At 63.2% G+C, this 17,962-nt stretch carries 18 protein-coding genes; 12 read left to right on the plus strand and 6 right to left on the minus strand.

Annotated elements, in window-relative coordinates; all coding sequences use genetic code 11:
* The first annotated feature begins 99 nt into the window (after positions 1–99).
* The 3 genes from G6N73_RS03830 to G6N73_RS03840 all read left to right on the plus strand — a co-directional run bounded on the left by G6N73_RS03830 (position 100) and on the right by G6N73_RS03840 (position 2,630).
* Positions 100–1,143 carry a hydantoinase/oxoprolinase family protein gene (locus G6N73_RS03830; protein WP_165023636.1) on the plus strand — a complete coding sequence of 348 codons (1,044 nt, stop codon included), beginning with the start codon at positions 100–102 and terminating at the stop codon, positions 1,141–1,143.
* 540 nt (positions 1,144–1,683) lie between these two features.
* The gene (locus G6N73_RS03835) at positions 1,684–2,133 is read left to right on the plus strand and encodes a hypothetical protein (RefSeq protein ID WP_165023639.1); all 450 of its coding nucleotides are present in this window, start codon (positions 1,684–1,686) and stop codon (positions 2,131–2,133) included.
* A gap of 101 nt (positions 2,134–2,234) precedes the next feature.
* Positions 2,235–2,630 (plus strand): c-type cytochrome, encoded by a 396-nt coding sequence (locus G6N73_RS03840; protein ID WP_246251596.1) that lies wholly within the window; start codon positions 2,235–2,237, stop codon positions 2,628–2,630.
* A 70-nt stretch (positions 2,631–2,700) separates the two neighbouring features.
* Here the strand turns inward: G6N73_RS03840 and G6N73_RS03845 are convergent, their stop codons facing one another.
* From G6N73_RS03845 to G6N73_RS03865, 5 genes are all read right to left on the minus strand, one after another.
* Positions 2,701–3,282 (minus strand): DUF447 domain-containing protein, encoded by a 582-nt coding sequence (locus tag G6N73_RS03845; protein WP_165023645.1) that lies wholly within the window; start codon positions 3,280–3,282, stop codon positions 2,701–2,703.
* 2 nt (positions 3,283–3,284) lie between these two features.
* Positions 3,285–4,682: a DUF6513 domain-containing protein gene (locus tag G6N73_RS03850; protein ID WP_165023648.1), complete on the minus strand. Its 1,398-nt coding sequence runs from the start codon at positions 4,680–4,682 to the stop codon at positions 3,285–3,287.
* Between the two features lie 119 nt (positions 4,683–4,801).
* A complete protein-coding gene (locus G6N73_RS03855) occupies positions 4,802–5,353 on the minus strand; it encodes a flavoprotein (protein WP_206078663.1) in 552 nt (183 codons plus the stop codon).
* A gap of 2 nt (positions 5,354–5,355) precedes the next feature.
* The gene (locus tag G6N73_RS03860; protein WP_165023651.1) at positions 5,356–5,994 is read right to left on the minus strand and encodes an amino acid kinase family protein; all 639 of its coding nucleotides are present in this window, start codon (positions 5,992–5,994) and stop codon (positions 5,356–5,358) included.
* Positions 5,991–7,175, minus strand: a complete 1,185-nt coding sequence (locus G6N73_RS03865) for a (5-formylfuran-3-yl)methyl phosphate synthase (protein WP_165023654.1) — start codon at positions 7,173–7,175, stop codon at positions 5,991–5,993. The genes G6N73_RS03860 and G6N73_RS03865 overlap by 4 nt, the downstream gene beginning before the upstream one ends.
* A 224-nt stretch (positions 7,176–7,399) precedes the next feature.
* Here G6N73_RS03865 and G6N73_RS03870 point away from each other — a divergent pair, with 224 nt between their 5' ends.
* From G6N73_RS03870 to G6N73_RS03895, 6 genes are all read left to right on the plus strand, one after another.
* Positions 7,400–8,650: an ABC transporter substrate-binding protein gene (locus G6N73_RS03870; RefSeq protein ID WP_165023657.1), complete on the plus strand. Its 1,251-nt coding sequence runs from the start codon at positions 7,400–7,402 to the stop codon at positions 8,648–8,650.
* A 25-nt stretch (positions 8,651–8,675) separates the two neighbouring features.
* Positions 8,676–9,647, plus strand: a complete 972-nt coding sequence (locus G6N73_RS03875) for a YVTN family beta-propeller repeat protein (protein WP_165023660.1) — start codon at positions 8,676–8,678, stop codon at positions 9,645–9,647.
* Between the two features lie 33 nt (positions 9,648–9,680).
* Positions 9,681–10,160 (plus strand): cupredoxin domain-containing protein, encoded by a 480-nt coding sequence (locus tag G6N73_RS03880; protein ID WP_165023663.1) that lies wholly within the window; start codon positions 9,681–9,683, stop codon positions 10,158–10,160.
* Between the two features lie 96 nt (positions 10,161–10,256).
* Entirely contained in the window at positions 10,257–11,009 is a 753-nt protein-coding gene (locus G6N73_RS03885; RefSeq protein WP_165023665.1) for an ATP-binding cassette domain-containing protein, read from the plus strand.
* Positions 11,006–11,881 carry an ABC transporter permease gene (locus G6N73_RS03890; RefSeq protein ID WP_246251598.1) on the plus strand — a complete coding sequence of 292 codons (876 nt, stop codon included), beginning with the start codon at positions 11,006–11,008 and terminating at the stop codon, positions 11,879–11,881. The genes G6N73_RS03885 and G6N73_RS03890 overlap by 4 nt, the downstream gene beginning before the upstream one ends.
* 173 nt (positions 11,882–12,054) lie before the next feature.
* Complete coding sequence (locus G6N73_RS03895) at positions 12,055–12,672, plus strand: hypothetical protein (RefSeq protein WP_165023668.1); 618 nt, start codon at positions 12,055–12,057, stop codon at positions 12,670–12,672.
* A 26-nt stretch (positions 12,673–12,698) separates the two neighbouring features.
* Here G6N73_RS03895 and G6N73_RS03900 read toward each other — a convergent pair whose 3' ends face one another.
* Entirely contained in the window at positions 12,699–13,649 is a 951-nt protein-coding gene (locus G6N73_RS03900; RefSeq protein WP_165023671.1) for a LysR family transcriptional regulator, read from the minus strand.
* A 123-nt stretch (positions 13,650–13,772) separates the two neighbouring features.
* On the opposite strand from G6N73_RS03900, the gene G6N73_RS03905 reads away from it, so the two are divergent.
* The 3 genes from G6N73_RS03905 to tkt all read left to right on the plus strand — a co-directional run bounded on the left by G6N73_RS03905 (position 13,773) and on the right by tkt (position 17,953).
* Positions 13,773–14,819, plus strand: coding sequence for a class 1 fructose-bisphosphatase (locus tag G6N73_RS03905; protein ID WP_165023674.1), 1,047 nt, complete (start codon positions 13,773–13,775; stop codon positions 14,817–14,819).
* A 10-nt stretch (positions 14,820–14,829) separates the two neighbouring features.
* On the plus strand, positions 14,830–15,702 hold the full coding sequence (locus G6N73_RS03910) for a phosphoribulokinase (protein ID WP_165023676.1): 873 nt from the start codon (positions 14,830–14,832) through the stop codon (positions 15,700–15,702).
* Positions 15,703–15,943: 241 nt separating this feature from the next.
* Positions 15,944–17,953 (plus strand): transketolase, encoded by a 2,010-nt coding sequence (gene tkt / locus G6N73_RS03915; protein WP_165023679.1) that lies wholly within the window; start codon positions 15,944–15,946, stop codon positions 17,951–17,953.
* Positions 17,954–17,962: the final 9 nt, after the last annotated feature.

A 17,962-nucleotide genomic window follows, 5' to 3' on the forward strand; every position in this document is an offset into this window, starting at 1 on the left:
GAATGTCCGCTCCGCTCCGGTTCTCGAAAACACCGTCATATGACTCACCATAGCGAGTTTCGAAACAGACTCTTAGCCGCTTTCATGAAAGCTTGAAGTTTGGAAAAAGGAAAGAGCATCATCGCCGGCTTCGACGTCGGCGGCGCGCATCTGAAGGTCACAAGGGCGGAAGGCGGCCGCATCGTACAGGCCGCGACCATCGCCATGCCGCTCTGGCTCGGCCTCGACAGGCTGGCATCGGCGCTTCGTGAGGCCTCTGCCGTCTATGCCGGCGCCGATCTCAACGCCTTCACCATGACCGGCGAACTGGCGGATATCTTTCCGTCGCGGGACGCCGGCATTGCAACGCTGCTGCAGCTCATCTCGCAACACTTCCCGTCAGGCGACAATCTGATCTATGCGGGACGGTCCGGCTTTGTCGGGGCCGGACAGGCGGCTCGGCTCGGCTGCGATATCGCCTCGGCAAACTGGCACGCAACCGCCTCCCTGGTGGCACAGCTCGTCGGCGACGCGCTGTTCGTCGACATGGGCTCCACAACCACCGACATCATCCCGGTCAGGGACGGCGCAGTCGCCGGCGAAGGTTATACCGACGCCGAGCGGCTGATGACGGGCGAACTCATCTATACCGGCTTCACGCGCACATTCCTGTTCGGCGTGGCCTCGTCCGCGCCGGTTCGCGGGCGGATGACGCCGCTGATGAACGAATATTTCGCCTCGATCGCCGACGCGCACCGCATCATGGGCGTGCTCGACGAGAATGACGACAAGCATGCTTCCGCCGACGGCAAGGAAAAGACCCCCGAAGCCTCGATGGCGCGGCTGGCCCGCATGGTGGGCCGTGACGCAGCCGATCTCTCGCCGGCCGAATGGCTGGATGTGGCGCGCTGGTTCAGCGAGCAGCAGCTCCGCGCAGTCCATGACGCGGCGTTCCGGGTGGCGGGCAGCCTCGCCGACGATGCGCCAATCGTTGCCGCCGGGGCCGGCCGCTGGCAGATTAGGCGGCTCGCAGCACGAATGGAGCGCCGCTTCATCGACTTTGCCGATATTGTTCCGGCCGAGGACGCAGTGCGCAACGAGGCAAGCAGCGCCGCTCCGGCCGCCGCCGTCGCGCTGCTGGCGGGAACGCAGGACCAGACTTAGGCGCGAGGAGCCCCTCACCGCCAAGGGTGTGGGTCAGTTCTCTGAGTGGCCATGTGCGCCAACCTTCGGGCCTATTTCGGTCAGCAATTCCGGCGATGGCAGGTATCATTCAGCGTCGTCGAAACAACGTTCCTCGTAAGAGACAAGCCATCTGGAAGCGAGCAGCCGCGAAGTTTGGCGTTCGGCTGGCAAATATTCCTCCGCTTGCATCTGCATCCGCTTTCATGCGTCAGCGTATCTGAAGCAACACTCGTGGAAGGTGTACTCCTACATGGTCAGAGAATACTTGCACGAGTACTGAGAAGCGAGCGACGAATTTGCCAAATATCTTTTGACAATGTGATTTGCAAAAACCGAAAAATTAATATTATCACATTTTGCGGTATCCGAACTCATCCGGATACCAATCGATACTTCGCAGAAAAATTGTTTACAGAAGAAGTCGGGCATTACCACTCCCGCGTTGGATGGTCCAAACCGACCGCATGGGACCTTGGGATCACTTGATCAAACCACCGTCACCTCAAGGGGAGGGAGAACATGTCACGAAAAACAATCAGCATTTCGACCTTCGCAGGTACCATCGCCGCGAGCCTGTGGGCTTTAACTCCACTCGCCTTAAGCGGATCGCTGGGGCCGATGGAAGGCCAAGCCCAATATCTGCCGATCCAGAGCATCAGCTATGAATTCGGCTCGAAATTCATGAGCGGCTATTTCGTGGAGCAAGCCGCCACATGCTTCGTTACCCTGATGATCATAGAGAGGAGTGATCCGGAAGCGGAGTTGTCGGTAACCGCCACGCGTGTTCGTCTGGCGCTGAACCCAGGGCAGATAGCCGGTGTCGACAGCGAGGAGGGCTATTCGGTCAATCTTACCTGCGGCGAGAGCGCGAAGACGATGCTCGTCGACTTTGGCAACAGGGAAAAGCTGATGGCGCTCCAGGCGCTTGCGCTCCCAGACGATTTGACGACATCATCTCCGGTTAAGTAACCACAAGCTGGCAGTAGCCTGCGATCGAACAATCGATGATAGTCGGCGGTCCGCGCGCTCGAAACTCGCTTCCGGAACATCGAAAGCGTCCACTGTACTGGTTGCTCCAGTCGTGGGTTATTGGCTGCGGTCTGGCAAGCGGTTCCGGCGCAGCGTCGCAGGAAGCTGCCGTCGGCGGCAAGCCCTACACGATTGTCGACGGCAAGGTCGATGCGCGAACCTACAACGGCTTTCGACGCTACCATGCGGGCTGCAATCACTGCCACGGTCCGGATGGCGTGGGTTCGACATTCGCATCTTCCCTCGTCGACCGACCGCTCGGCATCGAAGCATTCCGGCGCGTCGTGCGCGAAGGCCAGAGCGATGGCGTTTCGGTCATGAAAGGGTTCGCCGGCGATCCCAATTTCGCGCCGTACATAGACGATATTTACGCCTACCTGCAGGCGCGCGCCGACGGCGCGCTAGGCCGTGGGCGGCCCACCAAGCTGGAGCCGTAATATCGCTCCGCGCAAGCCAGTTGCCCGGGTCGGCCGAAATTTCGGCTTTCGAAATCCGCCTACCGAAAGATCACGCGATGCGGCCCGAATCCATTGCCGCGAAATGATCGTCGACGCGCTGCATCAGCCAGCCCCACGCCTCCCTCTCGTCGGGGCCGGCGGTCTTCTCGATAGCAATCGTCAGATAAGCGATTTCAGCCTCGATTTTTTCTCGTGGAAGCATGCCCAGCCGGCTGACCAGGATGGCCAGTTCCAAGACCGCAGCCTTGGCCCGGTTGAGACCGGTGAAAGGTGCATGGGTCTGCTCGGCGACGACGCGGCAGAAATGCCGCGGACGCACGCCGTCATCATGGACGGTGACGACCTGGAGCACCGAATGCGCAAGCGCGGCCTCGATGCGCGGCACGGGACAGCCCTCCACCGCGACGGTCGGCCAGTCTTTGCGGCCGGTCAGGCAGCCGGCGAAGATGCGGACATCGTCGGTGTAGCTCGCGACCGCGAACGGCACGGCCGCCAGGTTGTCGAGCGTGACTGACGGCCGGAACGGCGCGATGATCCATCCGTCCTTCTCCGCAATAATGCCGAGTGGAGCAATGTGAACCTTGCCGTCTGTGTCGGCTGTGGTGACGATGCATTCGCGGATGTAAGGCATCGTTATTCCTTGCTTTTCTTCGCCTTAAGAGTGTGGCCGGCTTCGGCAAGGCGCAAGCGGTCGGTTTCCGGAGCCGGAGCCGCCACGCCCCAGGTCAATGGCTCGTCCTGCGCGTAGCGCTTGCCGAGACGCCAGGCGATCTCTGCCTTCATGAGTTCCGCGCCGAGATAGAAGGCATGCGCGCCGTCGGCCTCAACCCCCAACCCGGGAAAGAGTTCGAACGCGTCGGTGGCGACCGCATGGCCCCTGCTGTTGAAGATGTGGACGCCGTCCTCGGCGGTCACTATGCGAAAATTGGCGTCGCGTATTTCGGCAGCCAGCGCGTTTATGTCGTCGACCGTTGCAACAAAGGGCTTGCGGTCGTGGACTTGTAGAAGGCCCGGATGATAGCTCTTTGGCAGAGCGCCATCGGCCCGGGCGGCAAACATGATGCGGCGGGCGATATCGTGCTCCTCCACCGTTCGGGCCGTATGGGGACTGACATTGACGGTGAGCACGTTGCGTATCTGGAGTTCCGAGCAGAGCCCGGTAAGCATCGCGGTAACGCCGGAACTGTCGGCGTCGGTAAGTTCGGTGAGATTGCCGGTGCCCATCATCAATTCGACTTCGGGCCAGCGCCGGCGCGCCTCGATGAAGCGCCCGAGCGACGGGGCGAAACCGAAATGAATTGGATCGAGCACAGGGTCGGCGATGAAAGATATGCCGGCCCGTTCGGCGGCTTCGATAGCGCGCCCAAGCGAATCCAGGTCGCCGGGTATCGACGGGATCAGGACCGGCGTCGCTCCGTGGTCGAAGGCCAGAGGCAGCGTGTTCTCGTCAAGGCTGAGCAGAAAATCAGCCCCTGCCCGCGCACCGATCGCCAGTTCATCGATGCTGGCGGAATCGACGCTGACGGAAAACCCCAGCGCCTTCAGCTCCCGCACCGCCTCGGCGAGTGTCGGAAAAGGCGTTTCCGGCAGGCAGCCGACGTCGATTACATCGGCGCCGGCAGAGGCAAGCGCCCTCGCCTGCGCCACCACCTCATCGATCGAAAGCATCGGCGCGTCGACGATCTCCGCGAAGATACGCATGTCGTGGCGGGAGAGGTCCGGAGGGCCGCCGGGGCGGCCGAGATATGCCGGCAGGTCGGCGATTTCGTCGGGGCCGCGAACGAAGGGCACGCCGAAATGAGTGGACAGCCGGTCGAGATCGCCTCGATAGCGGCCGGGCAGCATGATCCGGTCCGCGCCGTGGTCGAGCTTCAGCCGGCGCTTGATGATGTCCTCGGTCATCAGCGCCGCGACTTTGACGCCGATATCCACGATCTCCCACGCGAATTCTGTCTCGCCAAGCCCGGCCAGCAGCCGTTCCAGCCGCGCTTTGGCCAGATGGCCAGTCAGGAAGATCAGCCGCTCAGCCATGGGGCCGCCGAGTGGAAAAGCGCCGGGGACAGTTTACTTTCTTTCCGCGGAACGGCGGTGGCGCCGACAGGCTCGCGCGAGCGGAAAAAAGTAAACTGTCCCCCAGCACGGAACACCGCCTACCCATCGGCTTCCAGCTCCGCCACACGCCGCCGCACTGCTGCCTTCAGGCCGGCGAGCGATTCCACCACCTCGGTTCGCTCGAAACTCTTCAGCCGTTCGGTGTGCTCCAGGTCGATCTTGCGCGGATAGACCTTGACCAGACCGTGCGGCGCCATGGTTTCGAGCTCGGGGGCGGTGTCGCAGGCAAAGACGATGGCCGGGACCCGGCATTTGCCCGCCTGGGCAAAGACGTTGGTGGCCAGCGTGTCGGAAATGCCCAGCACGCATTTGGCGACCGTGTTTGAACTGGCCGGCGCCACCACCACCGTGTGATAGACGCCGTGGTAGAAGGCGCCGACCGGCACGGAACTGGCGGTCTTGTCGTGCAGGACGCGCATCGTGTCGGGGAAATCCAGCTTGAGCTTGTACATGCGCAGCACTTCGTTGGCGGCTTTCGAGACGAAGATATCGCAATGTGCGAGTTCGTGGATAAGCCCGAAGCTTTCCGTGAAGAAGTGGCCGGACCCGGTGAGAACCCATGCCCAGCGCGGGGTATGCAGATTTTCCAGCACTATCCTGTTTTCCTGACCGCCGCCACGGATCGGGAGATCAGCGTTCCCGGCAATTTTCCTGACGACAGCATCGCGCCTGCAATAGTGGCATCGTGGGGACCGGCGAGATGGAAATCTACGCCGGCCGGCAGCATGGCGGCAAAGCCGGCGTCGACGATCCCCCGCGCCGTCAGGCTGGCGACATCGTCGCCTGACGAGAATGCGGCGGTCTGCTTGACGAGCAGCAGCGCGTGCGCGCCGAGCTTTCCCGCAAGCCAGGCGGCGAGCGCATCCGACGTCATGTCCCACGAGGCGCGAATGTCCGGCGCAGGAATGGCCAGGGACGACGGCAGCCAGACAGGAATTTTTCTACCCCGCAACGCGCGCTCCATGTCCTGCAATGATCGCGCCGGAGCAAGCCTGTCGTCCCGGTCGAGAATGACGTGGCCGAACTGGTCCATGGCGAGGATCGCCATGGCGTGGGCGGCCTTGTCGGAAAAGCCCATGCTCTTCTGCGCGTCGCGGACTTCATTTGCGAAACGACCGCCTCCGGGCACGATGACCAGCGGCAGCGTCGAGCCCGCCAGCGCGGCGATCCACTCGCCCAGCGCGGCCTCACTGGCCGTGCTGCCGCCGAGATTTACGACGGCTCGCTTCACGAAATGAGGCCCTTCTTGCCAATGCCTGGCAAGGCGTCGGCTTTCGTGGACAAGCGCACCATCGACGACTGTTGCTTCGCCTTTTTGCGCTCGATCTCTACGCCGACCCCTCCAGGTCCGAGTTCGAGCTTTTCCACCCTCACAGCGACGCGCGTGACGCGTGGATGCTCCAGCACGAGCGCCGCTACGTCTTCGGCGAGCGTCTCGCTCAACTGGACGTGCCCCCTTGCGACGATGGTACGAATACCGTCCATGATGATGTCGTAGGAGAAAACGTGGCGCATGTCCTCGGGATGGTCCGTGACCCTCAGCACGTCGGCTGTCACGTTGAAGCGCACTTTCTGAGTATGGCCATGCTCGAAACTGTAAGCGCCGATCTCTACCGGCAGCACGAAATCGCGCACAAAGATCTTGTCCGTGCCCAGCGCCGGGTCGACGGCACCTGGCGAATAACCCCTCGCCGCCAGCAGGCGGTAATCGACGGTAGACGGTGCGCCGGGCTGCAACTCCTCGGGGATCAGATCGCGGACTTCCAAAACAGCTTCGGCGCTGAGGGACGCGGTGCGATCCGAATGGTCACAGAGCGCGCCGCGAAAGCCGAGGAAGTCAGGCACGAATGGCAGCAGTCGGGGAATGTCGGGCGCTTCGAGCGAGCCGCTCAGTCCCACCGCCAAGCCGTGCGACCGGGCACGGTCGACGAAGGTTGGAATGCGCTCCGGAGGCAAATGGTCGAGCAGCCGGCCTTTCGCCTTGTGCGCGGTATCGACCATCGCCCCATGGAAGCCGTCCTTGGCGAAGACCGGCAGGAATTCGAAATCCGGCGCGAGGTCTGCGAACATGACGGCGATCAGCTTCGTCCGCGCCGCAAGCGGCGCCAGCGCTGCCGAACAGGCAGCGATATTTCCGGACGGGAAGAAGCCGACTTTCACGAAATCGACGCCTGTAGCGGCGATCTCCTCGGCCTTGGCGCGTATGATTTCGGGCTCCATCGGCAGATCGCCGCAGACCGCGCTAGTGGCCCGGCGACCGGCGACAGACGACACGGTCTGGCGAATCGTGTCGGTGGCGACAGCGCCCAGCGCGCCGGCCTTGGGATCCTTCAGGTCGATTATGTCGGCGCCACCGGAAATTGCGATCTCCGCCTCGGCGACGCCTGTGACGCTGGCCAGCATCTTGGTCATTTCTTCGGAGTCTCCTGTCTGCAGGATGGGACCGCTGCAACGAAAATGGCGGACGCCACGACGCCCGTTCGCTCGCGGCCAAAGCTAGCCGAAAAACCTGCCGCGAAAAGTCCGCTTACAGGGTTTGATAAATTATTTCGGTCCGTTATGGTCATTACGGGCACCTTGACTTCGCTAGACCGACGACAAGCGGACTTTAGCGCAAGAAGAGGATAATTCTATCGATGACGAGCGCGGTGCCGGGCACTCTGGTGGCCTTTCTGTGCTTTTTTCCCTTGGTCGTCAACGCCCCTGCCGCCATGGCGCAGGAGACGGCGCCCAAGGTACAGTCGCAGTCGGCGAAGCCCGAAAAGCAGGTCACTGAGATCAAGATCGGCTATCTGCGCGCCTATGCGCCGCAGCTGGCGCTGTCCGTGCTCGATGTTCCGCCGCGCGACGAGGGCGTTGCCGGGGCTGAAACGGCGATCGGCGACAACAACACCACCGGCAGCTTTCTCGGCCAGAAATTCATCCTCGACGTGACCGAAGTGAAGCCGGACGCCGATGTGGTTCCGGCCTTCAACGAGATGGTCGAAAGGGGCGACCGTTACGTGCTCGCCGACATTTCCGCCCGGCAGCTGCTGTCGATCGCCGACATCGCCGGCGACAATGGCGTGCTGATCTTCAATGTCGGGGCGACCGACGATGTGCTGCGCGAGGAGGAATGCCGCGTAAACGTGCTGCATACGGCTCCGACGCGCACCATGCTGGCCGATGGGCTGGCGCAATATCTGGTCTGGAAGCAGTGGCGGCGCTGGGTGCTGATCTACGGCTCGCACGAGCGCGACCAGTTGTTCGCAGAGGCGCTGCGGCGGGCGGCGACGCGGTTCGGCGGCGAGATTGTCGCTGAAAAGGAATTCAAGGACACCGGCACGGCGCGGCGGACCGATTCCGGCGTCGTCCAGATCCAGCGGCAGATGCCGGTCTTCACGCAGGATCTGCCCAACCATGATGTCGTGCTGGTCGCCGACGAAAGCGAAGTCTTCGGCACATACGTTCCGTTCCGGACCTGGATACCGCGGCCCGTCGCCGGCACGGCGGGGCTGTCGCCCTCGGCCTGGCACCCGGCCAGCGAGCAGTGGGGCGGCACGCAGATCCAGAACCGTTTCGCCAAGGCCAACGGCCGGCGCATGCTGTCGAAGGACATGGCTGCCTGGACAGCCGTCCGCATCGTCGGCGAGGCCGCGACCCGCACGCCGGGGGCCGATCCGGCGAAGATCGACGCCTTCATCCGTGCGGACGAGTTCTCGATCGCCGCCTTCAAGGGCCAGAAGCTGACATTCCGCAAATGGAACTGGCAGTTGCGCCAGCCGATCTTCCTCGGCGATGGGCGTTCGGTCGTCTCGACCTCGCCGCAGGAGGGTTTCCTGCATCAGGTATCGGAACTCGACACGCTCGGGATCGACGAGCCGGAGACCAAATGCGCTTTTGAATAAATCGACAATCGGGAGGAGTTTCTTGATGCGACGACTGACGATCCTGGCCGGCGCCGTGGCGGCCGGCCTCACGGCCAGCCCCGCTTCGGCCTATATGGTCTATGTCTCCAACGAAAAGGACAACACGGTCAGCGTCGTCGATTCGACCACGATGGAGGTGGTCAAGACCATCAATGTCGGGCAGCGGCCGCGCGGCATCACCATCTCGCATGACGGCAAGCTGATCTATCTCTGCGCCAGCGACGACGACACGATCGAGATCATCGACACCGCGACGCATGAGATCGTGGGCTCGCTGCCGTCGGGGCCGGACCCGGAACTGTTCGTGCTCTCGCCAGACGGCAAGACGCTCTATGTCGCCAACGAAGACGACAATCTCGTCACGGTGATCGACCTCGAAAGCAAGAAGGTGCTCGCCGAGATCCCCGTTGGCGTGGAACCGGAAGGCATGGGCGTCAGCCCTGACGGCAAGACGATGGTCAACACGTCGGAAACGACGAACATGGCGCATTTCATCGACACCTCGACCAACGAGATCACCCACAACGTGCTGGTGGACGCCCGCCCGCGCTTCGTGGAATTCACCCCCGACGGCTCGGAAGCCTGGGTCAGCGCGGAGATCGGCGGAACGGTCTCAGTGATCGACAACACGACACGCGAGATAAAACACAAGATCACCTTCGAGATCCCCGGCCTGCGCGCCGAATCGATCCAGCCGGTCGGCGTCCGCATCACCGCCGACGGCAAGAAAGCCTATGTCGCGCTCGGCCCCGCCAACCGTGTGGCGGTGATCAATGCCGAAACCTACGAGGTGGAGAAATACGCGCTGGTCGGCCAGCGCGTCTGGCAACTGGCCTTCACGCCGGACCAGAAGACGATCATCAGCACCAATGGCGTTTCGAACGACATCACTTTCATCGACGTGGCGACCGACGAACCGGTGCAGTCCGTCACGGTCGGCGCCTTGCCATGGGGCGTCGTCGTATCGCCGAATTAGTTCATCAAATTACAGCAGAAGGGTAGGAAAAACATGAGGAATTTTCGGGCAATCGCTTTCGCCGCGCTGGTCGGACTGGCCGCCGCGCAAGGCCCGGTCTCGGCGCAGGACAATGACGACGATGATGACGCCGCTGCGGCAGGCGCCGCCGCCGAGCAGGTGACGCGCGCCAGCAAAGACGTTCCGGAACTCATCCTCGGCACGAAGGACGACCAGTTCACGGCCAACCAGAAGGATTTCGAGCTGATCGCCGGGCAAGGCTATCGCTGGAAAATCTCGGCGGCGGGCGGGCTGGAGTACAAATTCCACACCGATCTTTTCCGCAATGTCTGGATGAACCAAATCGTCATCAACGATCTCGAAGTTCACATGAACGGCGCGCCGGCATGGCTGGAATACGACGCCGACGGAACAATCCAGGTGCAGTTTACCACCGTCCGGCCCGGCATCTACACCTGGTCGGTTCCCGATCTCGCCGACCGGGGCATGAAGGGCACGATCACCATAAAATAGTGCAATAATCCGCGCGCCGGGATTGCCGGCGCGCCTCGTGAACAGGGAGGAACCGACCGGGTGCAGCATGTGAGGACAGGCAGGGGAGCGGACGGCGTGGCGGCTCTCGACGTCGCCGCGGTCAGCCATTCCTACGGTCTGAAGCGGGCGCTCAACGACGTTTCCTTCTCGATCGCGCCGGCCACCTTCACCGTGCTGCTCGGTCTCAACGGCGCCGGCAAGACGACGCTGTTTTCGCTGATCACCCATCTCTACGACACGCGCCACGGCTCGATCCGCATCTTCGGCCACGATGTCGGCCGCACCCCCGGCGAAGCGCTGAGACGGCTGGGCATCGTGTTTCAGGCGCGCACGCTCGACCTCGATCTCACGGTCTACCAGAACCTTTCTTACCATGCCTCACTGCACGGGCTGGGCTCGACTGAGGCGAGGCGGCGCATCGATGCGCTGCTGGCGCAGGTCGAGATGAGCGACCGCCTGCGCGACAAGGCGCGCAGCCTGTCGGGCGGACAGATGCGGCGCATCGAAATCGCCCGCGCGCTGCTGCACCGCCCGCCGCTCCTGCTGCTCGACGAGGCGACGGTCGGCCTCGACGTTCAGTCGCGGGCCGGCATCCTGTCCGCTATCCGCAGGCTGGTCGAGACGGAAGGCATCAGCGTCTTCTGGGCGACCCACCTGATCGACGAGGTCGACGATGGCGACCACGTCGTGGTGCTTTCCGAAGGCAATCTGGTCGCCAAGGGCAGCGTCGCCGAGGTGGTGCGCACGACCGGCGCAAAGACCATCGGCGAGGCTTTTTCCAAGCTCAGCCGCAAGGCTCCGGCCACCGGCGCGGAGGAGCCGTCATGAGCCCCCTGCCCGCAAAAACCATAAAGACGGAAATTGCGTCGCTGCCGGCACCGGGCTTTGGACTCACCGCCTACCTCATCTGCCTGAAAGGCATCCTTATTCGCGAAGGGCTGCGCTTCCTCAACCAGCGCGAACGCTTCATCTCCTCGCTGGTGCGGCCGCTGCTGTGGCTTTTCATTTTCGCCGCGGGCTTCCGTCAGGTGCTCGGCGTCTCGATCATCCCGCCCTACAAGACCTACGTGCTCTACGAGGTCTACATCACGCCCGGCCTTTGCGGCATGATCCTCCTGTTTTCCGGCATGCAGTCATCGCTGTCGATGGTCTACGACCGCGAGATGGGAAACATGCGGACGCTGCTGGTCAGCCCGTTCCCGCGCTGGTTCCTGCTGGTCTCGAAGCTGCTCGCCGGCGTCACCGTATCGATCGCACAGGTCTATGTGTTCCTGGGCATTGCCTGGTTCTGGGGCATCAAGGCCCCGCCGATAGGCTATTTGCTCGTGCTCCCGGCGCTGTTCCTGGCAGGCGTGATGCTCGGCGCGCTGGGACTGCTGCTTTCCTCGATGATCAAGCAGCTCGAGAACTTCGCCGGCGTTATGAACTTCGTGATCTTCCCGATGTATTTCGCCTCGCCGGCGCTCTATCCGCTGTGGCGGATCCAGGAATCGAGCCCCCTGCTCTACAAGATCTGCCTCGCCAACCCCTTCACCTATGTCGTCGAACTGATCCGCTTCGCTTTCTACGGCCAGGTAGAGTGGTTTTCGCTTGTCGTCGTCGCCGGTTGCACGGTGCTGTTCCTCGGCGGCGCGATCATAGCCTACGATCCCTCGCGAGGCCTGATGAACCGCAAGCAGGATACCGGAGGAAACGCCTGATGCGCTTGAGAGCCCCCTCCACCACGCTTCGCGTGGTCCCCCTCCCCCGCTTTGCAGGGGAGGATCCGAGGTCGCGGCCGGCGGCGCCGTTTATCCTCCCCCGTTTACGGGGGAAGGGGACCGCCGAAGGCGGTGGAGGGGGCGAAAGCGATCGCCCTACCGTTTACCAAAAGATGGTAAAAGGCCTTCTTGCCGGCCTGCTGCTCCTGGCCCTCCCCGCCACCACCCTCGCAGCAATGAACACCGACCCCGACTGGCCCTGCATCCAGCGCAAGGTGCCGGAACTCTCGCTTGGGCAGATATGGAACGGGCCGGAACTGCCGCAATCGGCGAAGAACTGGTCGCAGGACCCGGAAATTCCGGCGCTGGTCAAGGAACTGGCGGCGCGGCGAGTGCCGATCGAGGAGGCGCAAAGCCAGATCCGCGACTTTGCGACCGGATTGCCGGCTGACCAGAAGAATGCCCGCATGACGATGCTGGTCCAAGGATTGTTCGACTACATGAACGCCGAGCGCTCGCAGGTCATTTCCGGCATCGCGCGCTATGCACGCAACCAGCTCGAACTGGCGGCACGTCTGCGCAAGGAAGCCTCGGAGGTTGACGCCATGCGCGCGAAACCGGACGCCGACGCCAACGAGATCGCGCTCCGCACCGACCGGCTAACCTGGGAAACCCGAGTATTCGAGGAGCGCGTGCAGTCGCTGACCTATGTCTGCGAAGTGCCGACGCTAATCGAGCAGCGGCTTTATGCGCTGGCGAAGGCGATCTCGGAAGTGCTCTCTAGTGAGTAGTGAGCAGTGAACAGTGAATGGAGCTTCTACTCACTACTCACTACTCGCTCTTCCGGATACAGCTTGCCGAACAGCGGCAGGTACATCGCGCCCTTGCGCATCAGGAATTCATGGAAGGCGGCCATGGCCGGTGAGATCGCGCGGTCCGTGCGCATGACGGCGAACCATTGCCGGCGGATCGGCATGCCGACTACGTCAAGGATCACGAGGCGGCCGGTTTCCACCTCCGACGCAACGGTATGGGCCGAGATGAAGGCAATGCCGAGCCCCGCCATCACTGCCTGCTTGATAGTCTCGTTCGAACCCATCTCGACGCCAAGTTCGTCTATGCGGCCGGGCACTTCGCTGAGGAAAATCTCCAAAGAGATGCGCGTGCCGGACCCCGCCTCGCGAATTAGGAAATGTTCCTCGGCTATGCGTTCCTTGGAAATATCCCGTTCCTTGGCCAGCGGATGCTCCGGCGGGGCGATGATAACCAGAGGATGGTCGCCGAAGGCCGATGCGCGGACAGGCACGTCCTTGGCCGGACGCCCCATCAGCGCGATATCGACATCGTGATTCCTGAGGCTGGCGATCGTCTCGGCGCGGTTGCCGATGGCGAGCCGCATGTCGATGTCGGGATATTCCTTCATGAAGGCGGCCATCATGCGCGGCGCGAAATATTTCGCCGTAGAGACCACGCCGAGCTTCAGGCTGCCGGTGCGCACGCCCTTGATCGCGTCCATCTGGTCTTCGAGGAGACGCAGCCGCTCCTCGATCACCTGCGCCGCATCGATGAAGGCCAGGCCTGCGGCAGTGGGACGCATGCCGCTCGCCGTCCGGTCGAACAGGGACAGTCCGATCTCTTCCTCAAGTTGCCGCAACTGGATTGTCACAGCCGGGGCGGAAAGCGCCAAAGCCTTGGCGGCATTGACAATTTTACCCTGGCTGGCGATCGCCTGAACCGCCTTGAGCTGCTTGAGGGAGACGTTGCGCATAGCGCATACTAAATTTCTTTTACTCAGCTCGTAAAGCTATTAAATTTTACTTATCCGCCAGTTGTGCGACCTTTGTCGTGAGCCGTCACCCGCGAGGAGACGCGGCCGGCTCGGGAGGTCACGATGACAACGGCTACGCTCGGTGCATTTCTGAATTCCTATGTCGGTCAGGGCGACAGCCTTCGCCCGGCCGTAGCGGCTACGATCCATCAACTCGCCGAAGCCGCCATCAAGATCCGCCACGTCATCAACCAGGGCGTCCTCGGCACGGCGTTTGCCGGCACGCGCGGCGCGAATGCCGACGGCGACATCCAGAAGGATCTGGACGTCTTCGCCGACGACATCTTCCTCGACGCCATGCGCCACGCGCCTGTCGCGCTCTATGCGTCCGAGGAACTCGAGCAGCCGGTGCTGCTTAACGGCGATGCGCCGCTGGCCGTCGCCATCGACCCGCTCGACGGCTCCTCGAACATCGACGCCAACGTGTCGATCGGAACGATTTTTTCGCTTCTCCCTGCAACTGGCGCGCCGGGCGCAAATCCGGCCGCCGTTTTTTTGCAGGCGGGAACGAACCAACTCGGCGCCGGCTTCTTCATCTACGGGCCTCAGCTTGCACTGGTGCTGTCGCTCGGCAGCGGCACCCACATCTTCGTGCTCTCGTCCAGGCTCGGCTCCTTCGTCCAGGCCTATGAGAGCCGCATCATTCCGGACCGCACCCAGGAATTCGCCATCAACGCCGCCAATTACCGGCACTGGGACGAGGCGGTCAGGCTCTATGTCGACGATTGCCTGAAGGGCAGCGAAGGCCCGCGCGAGCGCGATTTCAACATGCGTTGGATCGCTTCGCTGGTCGCCGATTGCTACCGCATCCTGGTCCGCGGCGGCGTCTTCCTGTACCCCGGCGACAACCGCAAGGGCTACCATCAGGGCCGGCTGCGGCTGGTCTATGAGGCCAACCCGATCGCCTATCTGGTCGAACAGGCCGGCGGCGCGGCGACCGACACCGTCACCCGCATCCTCGACCTGGAACCAGAGAGCCTGCACCAGCGAACGCCCGTGGTGTTCGGCTCGTCGCGGGAAGTCCAGCGCATCGCCCGCTATCATACCGAGCCGTCGAGCATCGGCGAACGCGCGCCGCTGTTCGGCAATCGCGGCCTGTTCCGCGCCTGAGGTCCGTCCGATGTCAGCCAAGCACCCCATCATTTCGATCACGGGCTCTTCCGGGGCGGGAACGACCTCGGTCAAGCGCATCTTCGAGCTGATCTTCCGCCGCGAGAAAATCGAGGCAGCCTTCATCGAGGGCGATGCGTTTCACCGCTACGACCGCGCCGGGATGAAGGAAAAGGTCGCCGAGGAAGAAGCAAGGGGCAATCCTAACTTCACTCACTTCAACGTCGCCGCCAACGAGCTTGAGGCGCTGCAGGAGGTGTTCGAGGAATATGGCCGCAAGGGAACCGGCAAGACCCGCACCTACGTCCATGACGAGGAAGAAGAGAAGCTCTACGGCACGCCGCCCGGAGCCTTCACCCAATGGCGCGATTTCGGCCCGAGCGACCTGCTCTTCTACGAGGGCCTGCACGGCTGCGCGGTGACCGACAAGGTCGACCTGGCGAGACACGCCGATCTGAAGATAGGCGTCGTGCCCGTCATCAATCTCGAATGGATCCAGAAGATCCATCGCGACCGGGCGACGCGGGGCTATTCCACGGAAGCCGTCATGGACGTGATCCTGCGGCGGATGCCGGACTATGTCCGCTACATCGTCCCGCAATTTGCGCTCACTAACATCAACTTCCAGCGTGTGCCGATCGTCGACACGTCGAACCCGTTCATCGCCCGCTGGATACCGACGCCGGATGAATCGATGCTGGTCATCCGCTTCGCCAATCCGCGCGGCATCGACTTTCCCTACCTGCTGTCGATGATCCACGACAGCTTCATGTCGCGCCCGAACTCCATCGTGGTGCCTGGCAATAAGCTGGATCTCGCCATGCAGCTGATCCTGACCCCGCTCATCCTGCAACTGATCGAACGCAAGCGGCGTGTGTCTTGAAGGAGATGACCATGATCAAGCGTCAAACGTCCCCTCGTCTGGTCCCAGCCTCGCTCGGCCGCTCTCTTCCCGTCGGGATTTCCCGTCATCTGCAAAGCATCCTTGATGTGTTGGCGCTGAGGCTGACCGAACTGCTCTCCCCGACGGGCAGAGGATGGCCCGAAGGGCCAGGTGAGGCTGCGGTGCCAGTTCGAATCCGGGATGCGTCCGGTCACGGCGCGCCGAAGTGGAGGAATTTCTCATGAGCCAGGCCACCGCAATCAAGGTCGCTCCCGAAACAGCCGTTTCCGAACGCGACATGGCGAACGCCATCCGCGCGCTGGCTATGGACAGCGTGCAGAAGGCGAATTCCGGGCATCCCGGAATGCCGATGGGCATGGCGGACGTGGCGACCGTGCTGTTCAACCGCTTCATCACCATCGACCCGTCGAAGCCGGATTGGCCCGACCGCGACCGGTTCGTGCTTTCGGCCGGCCATGGCTCGATGCTGCAATACGCTCTGCACTATCTCCTCGGCTATCCCGATATGCCGATCAGCGAATTGCAGCGCTTCCGCCAGCTTGGCAGCCGCACCGCCGGCCACCCCGAATACGGCCACGCGCTCGGGATCGAGACGACGACCGGCCCGCTTGGCCAGGGCATCTCCACCGCTGTCGGCATGGCGCTGGCCGAGCGCATGCTCGCTGCCCGCCATGGCGCCGGGCTCGTCGACCACTACACTTATGTGATCGCCGGCGACGGCTGCCTGCAGGAAGGCATCAGCCACGAGGCGATCGACCTCGCCGGGCATCTGAAGCTCAACCGGCTGATCGTGTTCTGGGACGACAATTCAATTTCCATCGACGGCCCAACTCCCCTCTCCACGTCGATGGACCAGCCGGAGCGCTTCGCAGCCGCCGGCTGGCACGTCACCCCGGTCGATGGCCACGACATGGAAGCCGTCGCCGCGGCGATCGAGGCGGCGCGCCGCTCGGATCGGCCGTCGCTGATCGCCTGCAAGACGGTGATCGGCAAGGGCGCGCCGAATCTCGAAGGCTCGGAAAAGACGCATGGCGCGCCGCTGGGCGAGGCAGAGATCGCGGCGACGCGCGAAAATATCGGCTGGGCGCATGCACCTTTCGAGGTGCCGGACGAGATACTCTGGTCCTGGCGCGAGGTCGCCGAGCGCGGCCAACTCGCTCGGCTCGAGTGGGAACAGAGGCTGGCCGCTTCGCCGCGGCGCGCCGAGTTCGAAAGCGCAATCTCCAGCACGCTTCCGGCTGCCGTCTTCGAAGCGCTCGCGGCTTTCCGCAAGGAGCATGTCGAGAAGGCGACCAAGGTCGCGACCCGCAAGGCGTCGGAAATGGCGCTCGGCGCGATCAACGAGGCGACCGACATGACCGTCGGCGGCTCGGCCGATCTCACGCACTCGAACCTCACCATCACCAAGGGCATGACCCGCATCGCGCCTGGCGACTATGCCGGCCGCTACATCCACTACGGCATCCGCGAGCACGGCATGGCCGCGGCCATGAACGGCATTGCGCTGCATGGCGGCTTCATCCCCTATGGCGGGACCTTCCTATGCTTCGCCGACTATGCGCGCGGCGCAATGCGGCTGTCGGCGCTGATGGGCCAGCGCGTCATCTATGTGATGACGCATGATTCCATCGGCCTCGGCGAAGACGGCCCGACGCACCAGCCGATCGAGCATCTAGCGATGCTGCGGGCTACGCCGAACCTCAACGTCTTCCGCCCGGCCGACATCATCGAGACGGCGGAATGTTGGGAGCTGGCGCTTAGAGCCAAGGACCGGCCGAGCGTGCTGGTGCTTTCGCGCCAGAACCTGCCGATGCTGCGGCAGGCGCACACGGACGAGAACCTCTCGGCGCGAGGCGGCTATGTGCTGCGCGGGCCGGCCGGACGCCGCGCGGTGACGCTGATCGCCACCGGCTCGGAAGTCGAGGTCGCCGTTTCGGCTGCGGAGAGGCTGCATGACCAGCACGGCATCGCCGCCGCGGTCGTCTCGATGCCGTCCTGGGAACTGTTCGAGGAGCAGGATCCCGAATACCGTCGCGCAGTCCTCGGCACAGCCCCGCGCGTCGCTGTCGAGGCTGCGGCTCGGCTCGGCTGGGACCGCTGGATCGGCGACAACGGCGTCTTCATCGGCATGACCGGCTTCGGCGCCAGCGCCCCTGCCCCCGATCTCTACCGGCACTTCGCCATCACGCCCGAAGCAGTCGCCGAAGCGGCTCGCAAGCTTATCATCTGAGGAGACCCG

It is taken from the genome of Allomesorhizobium camelthorni (assembly GCF_011045125.1).
Lineage (GTDB): Bacteria > Pseudomonadota > Alphaproteobacteria > Rhizobiales > Rhizobiaceae > Allomesorhizobium > Allomesorhizobium camelthorni.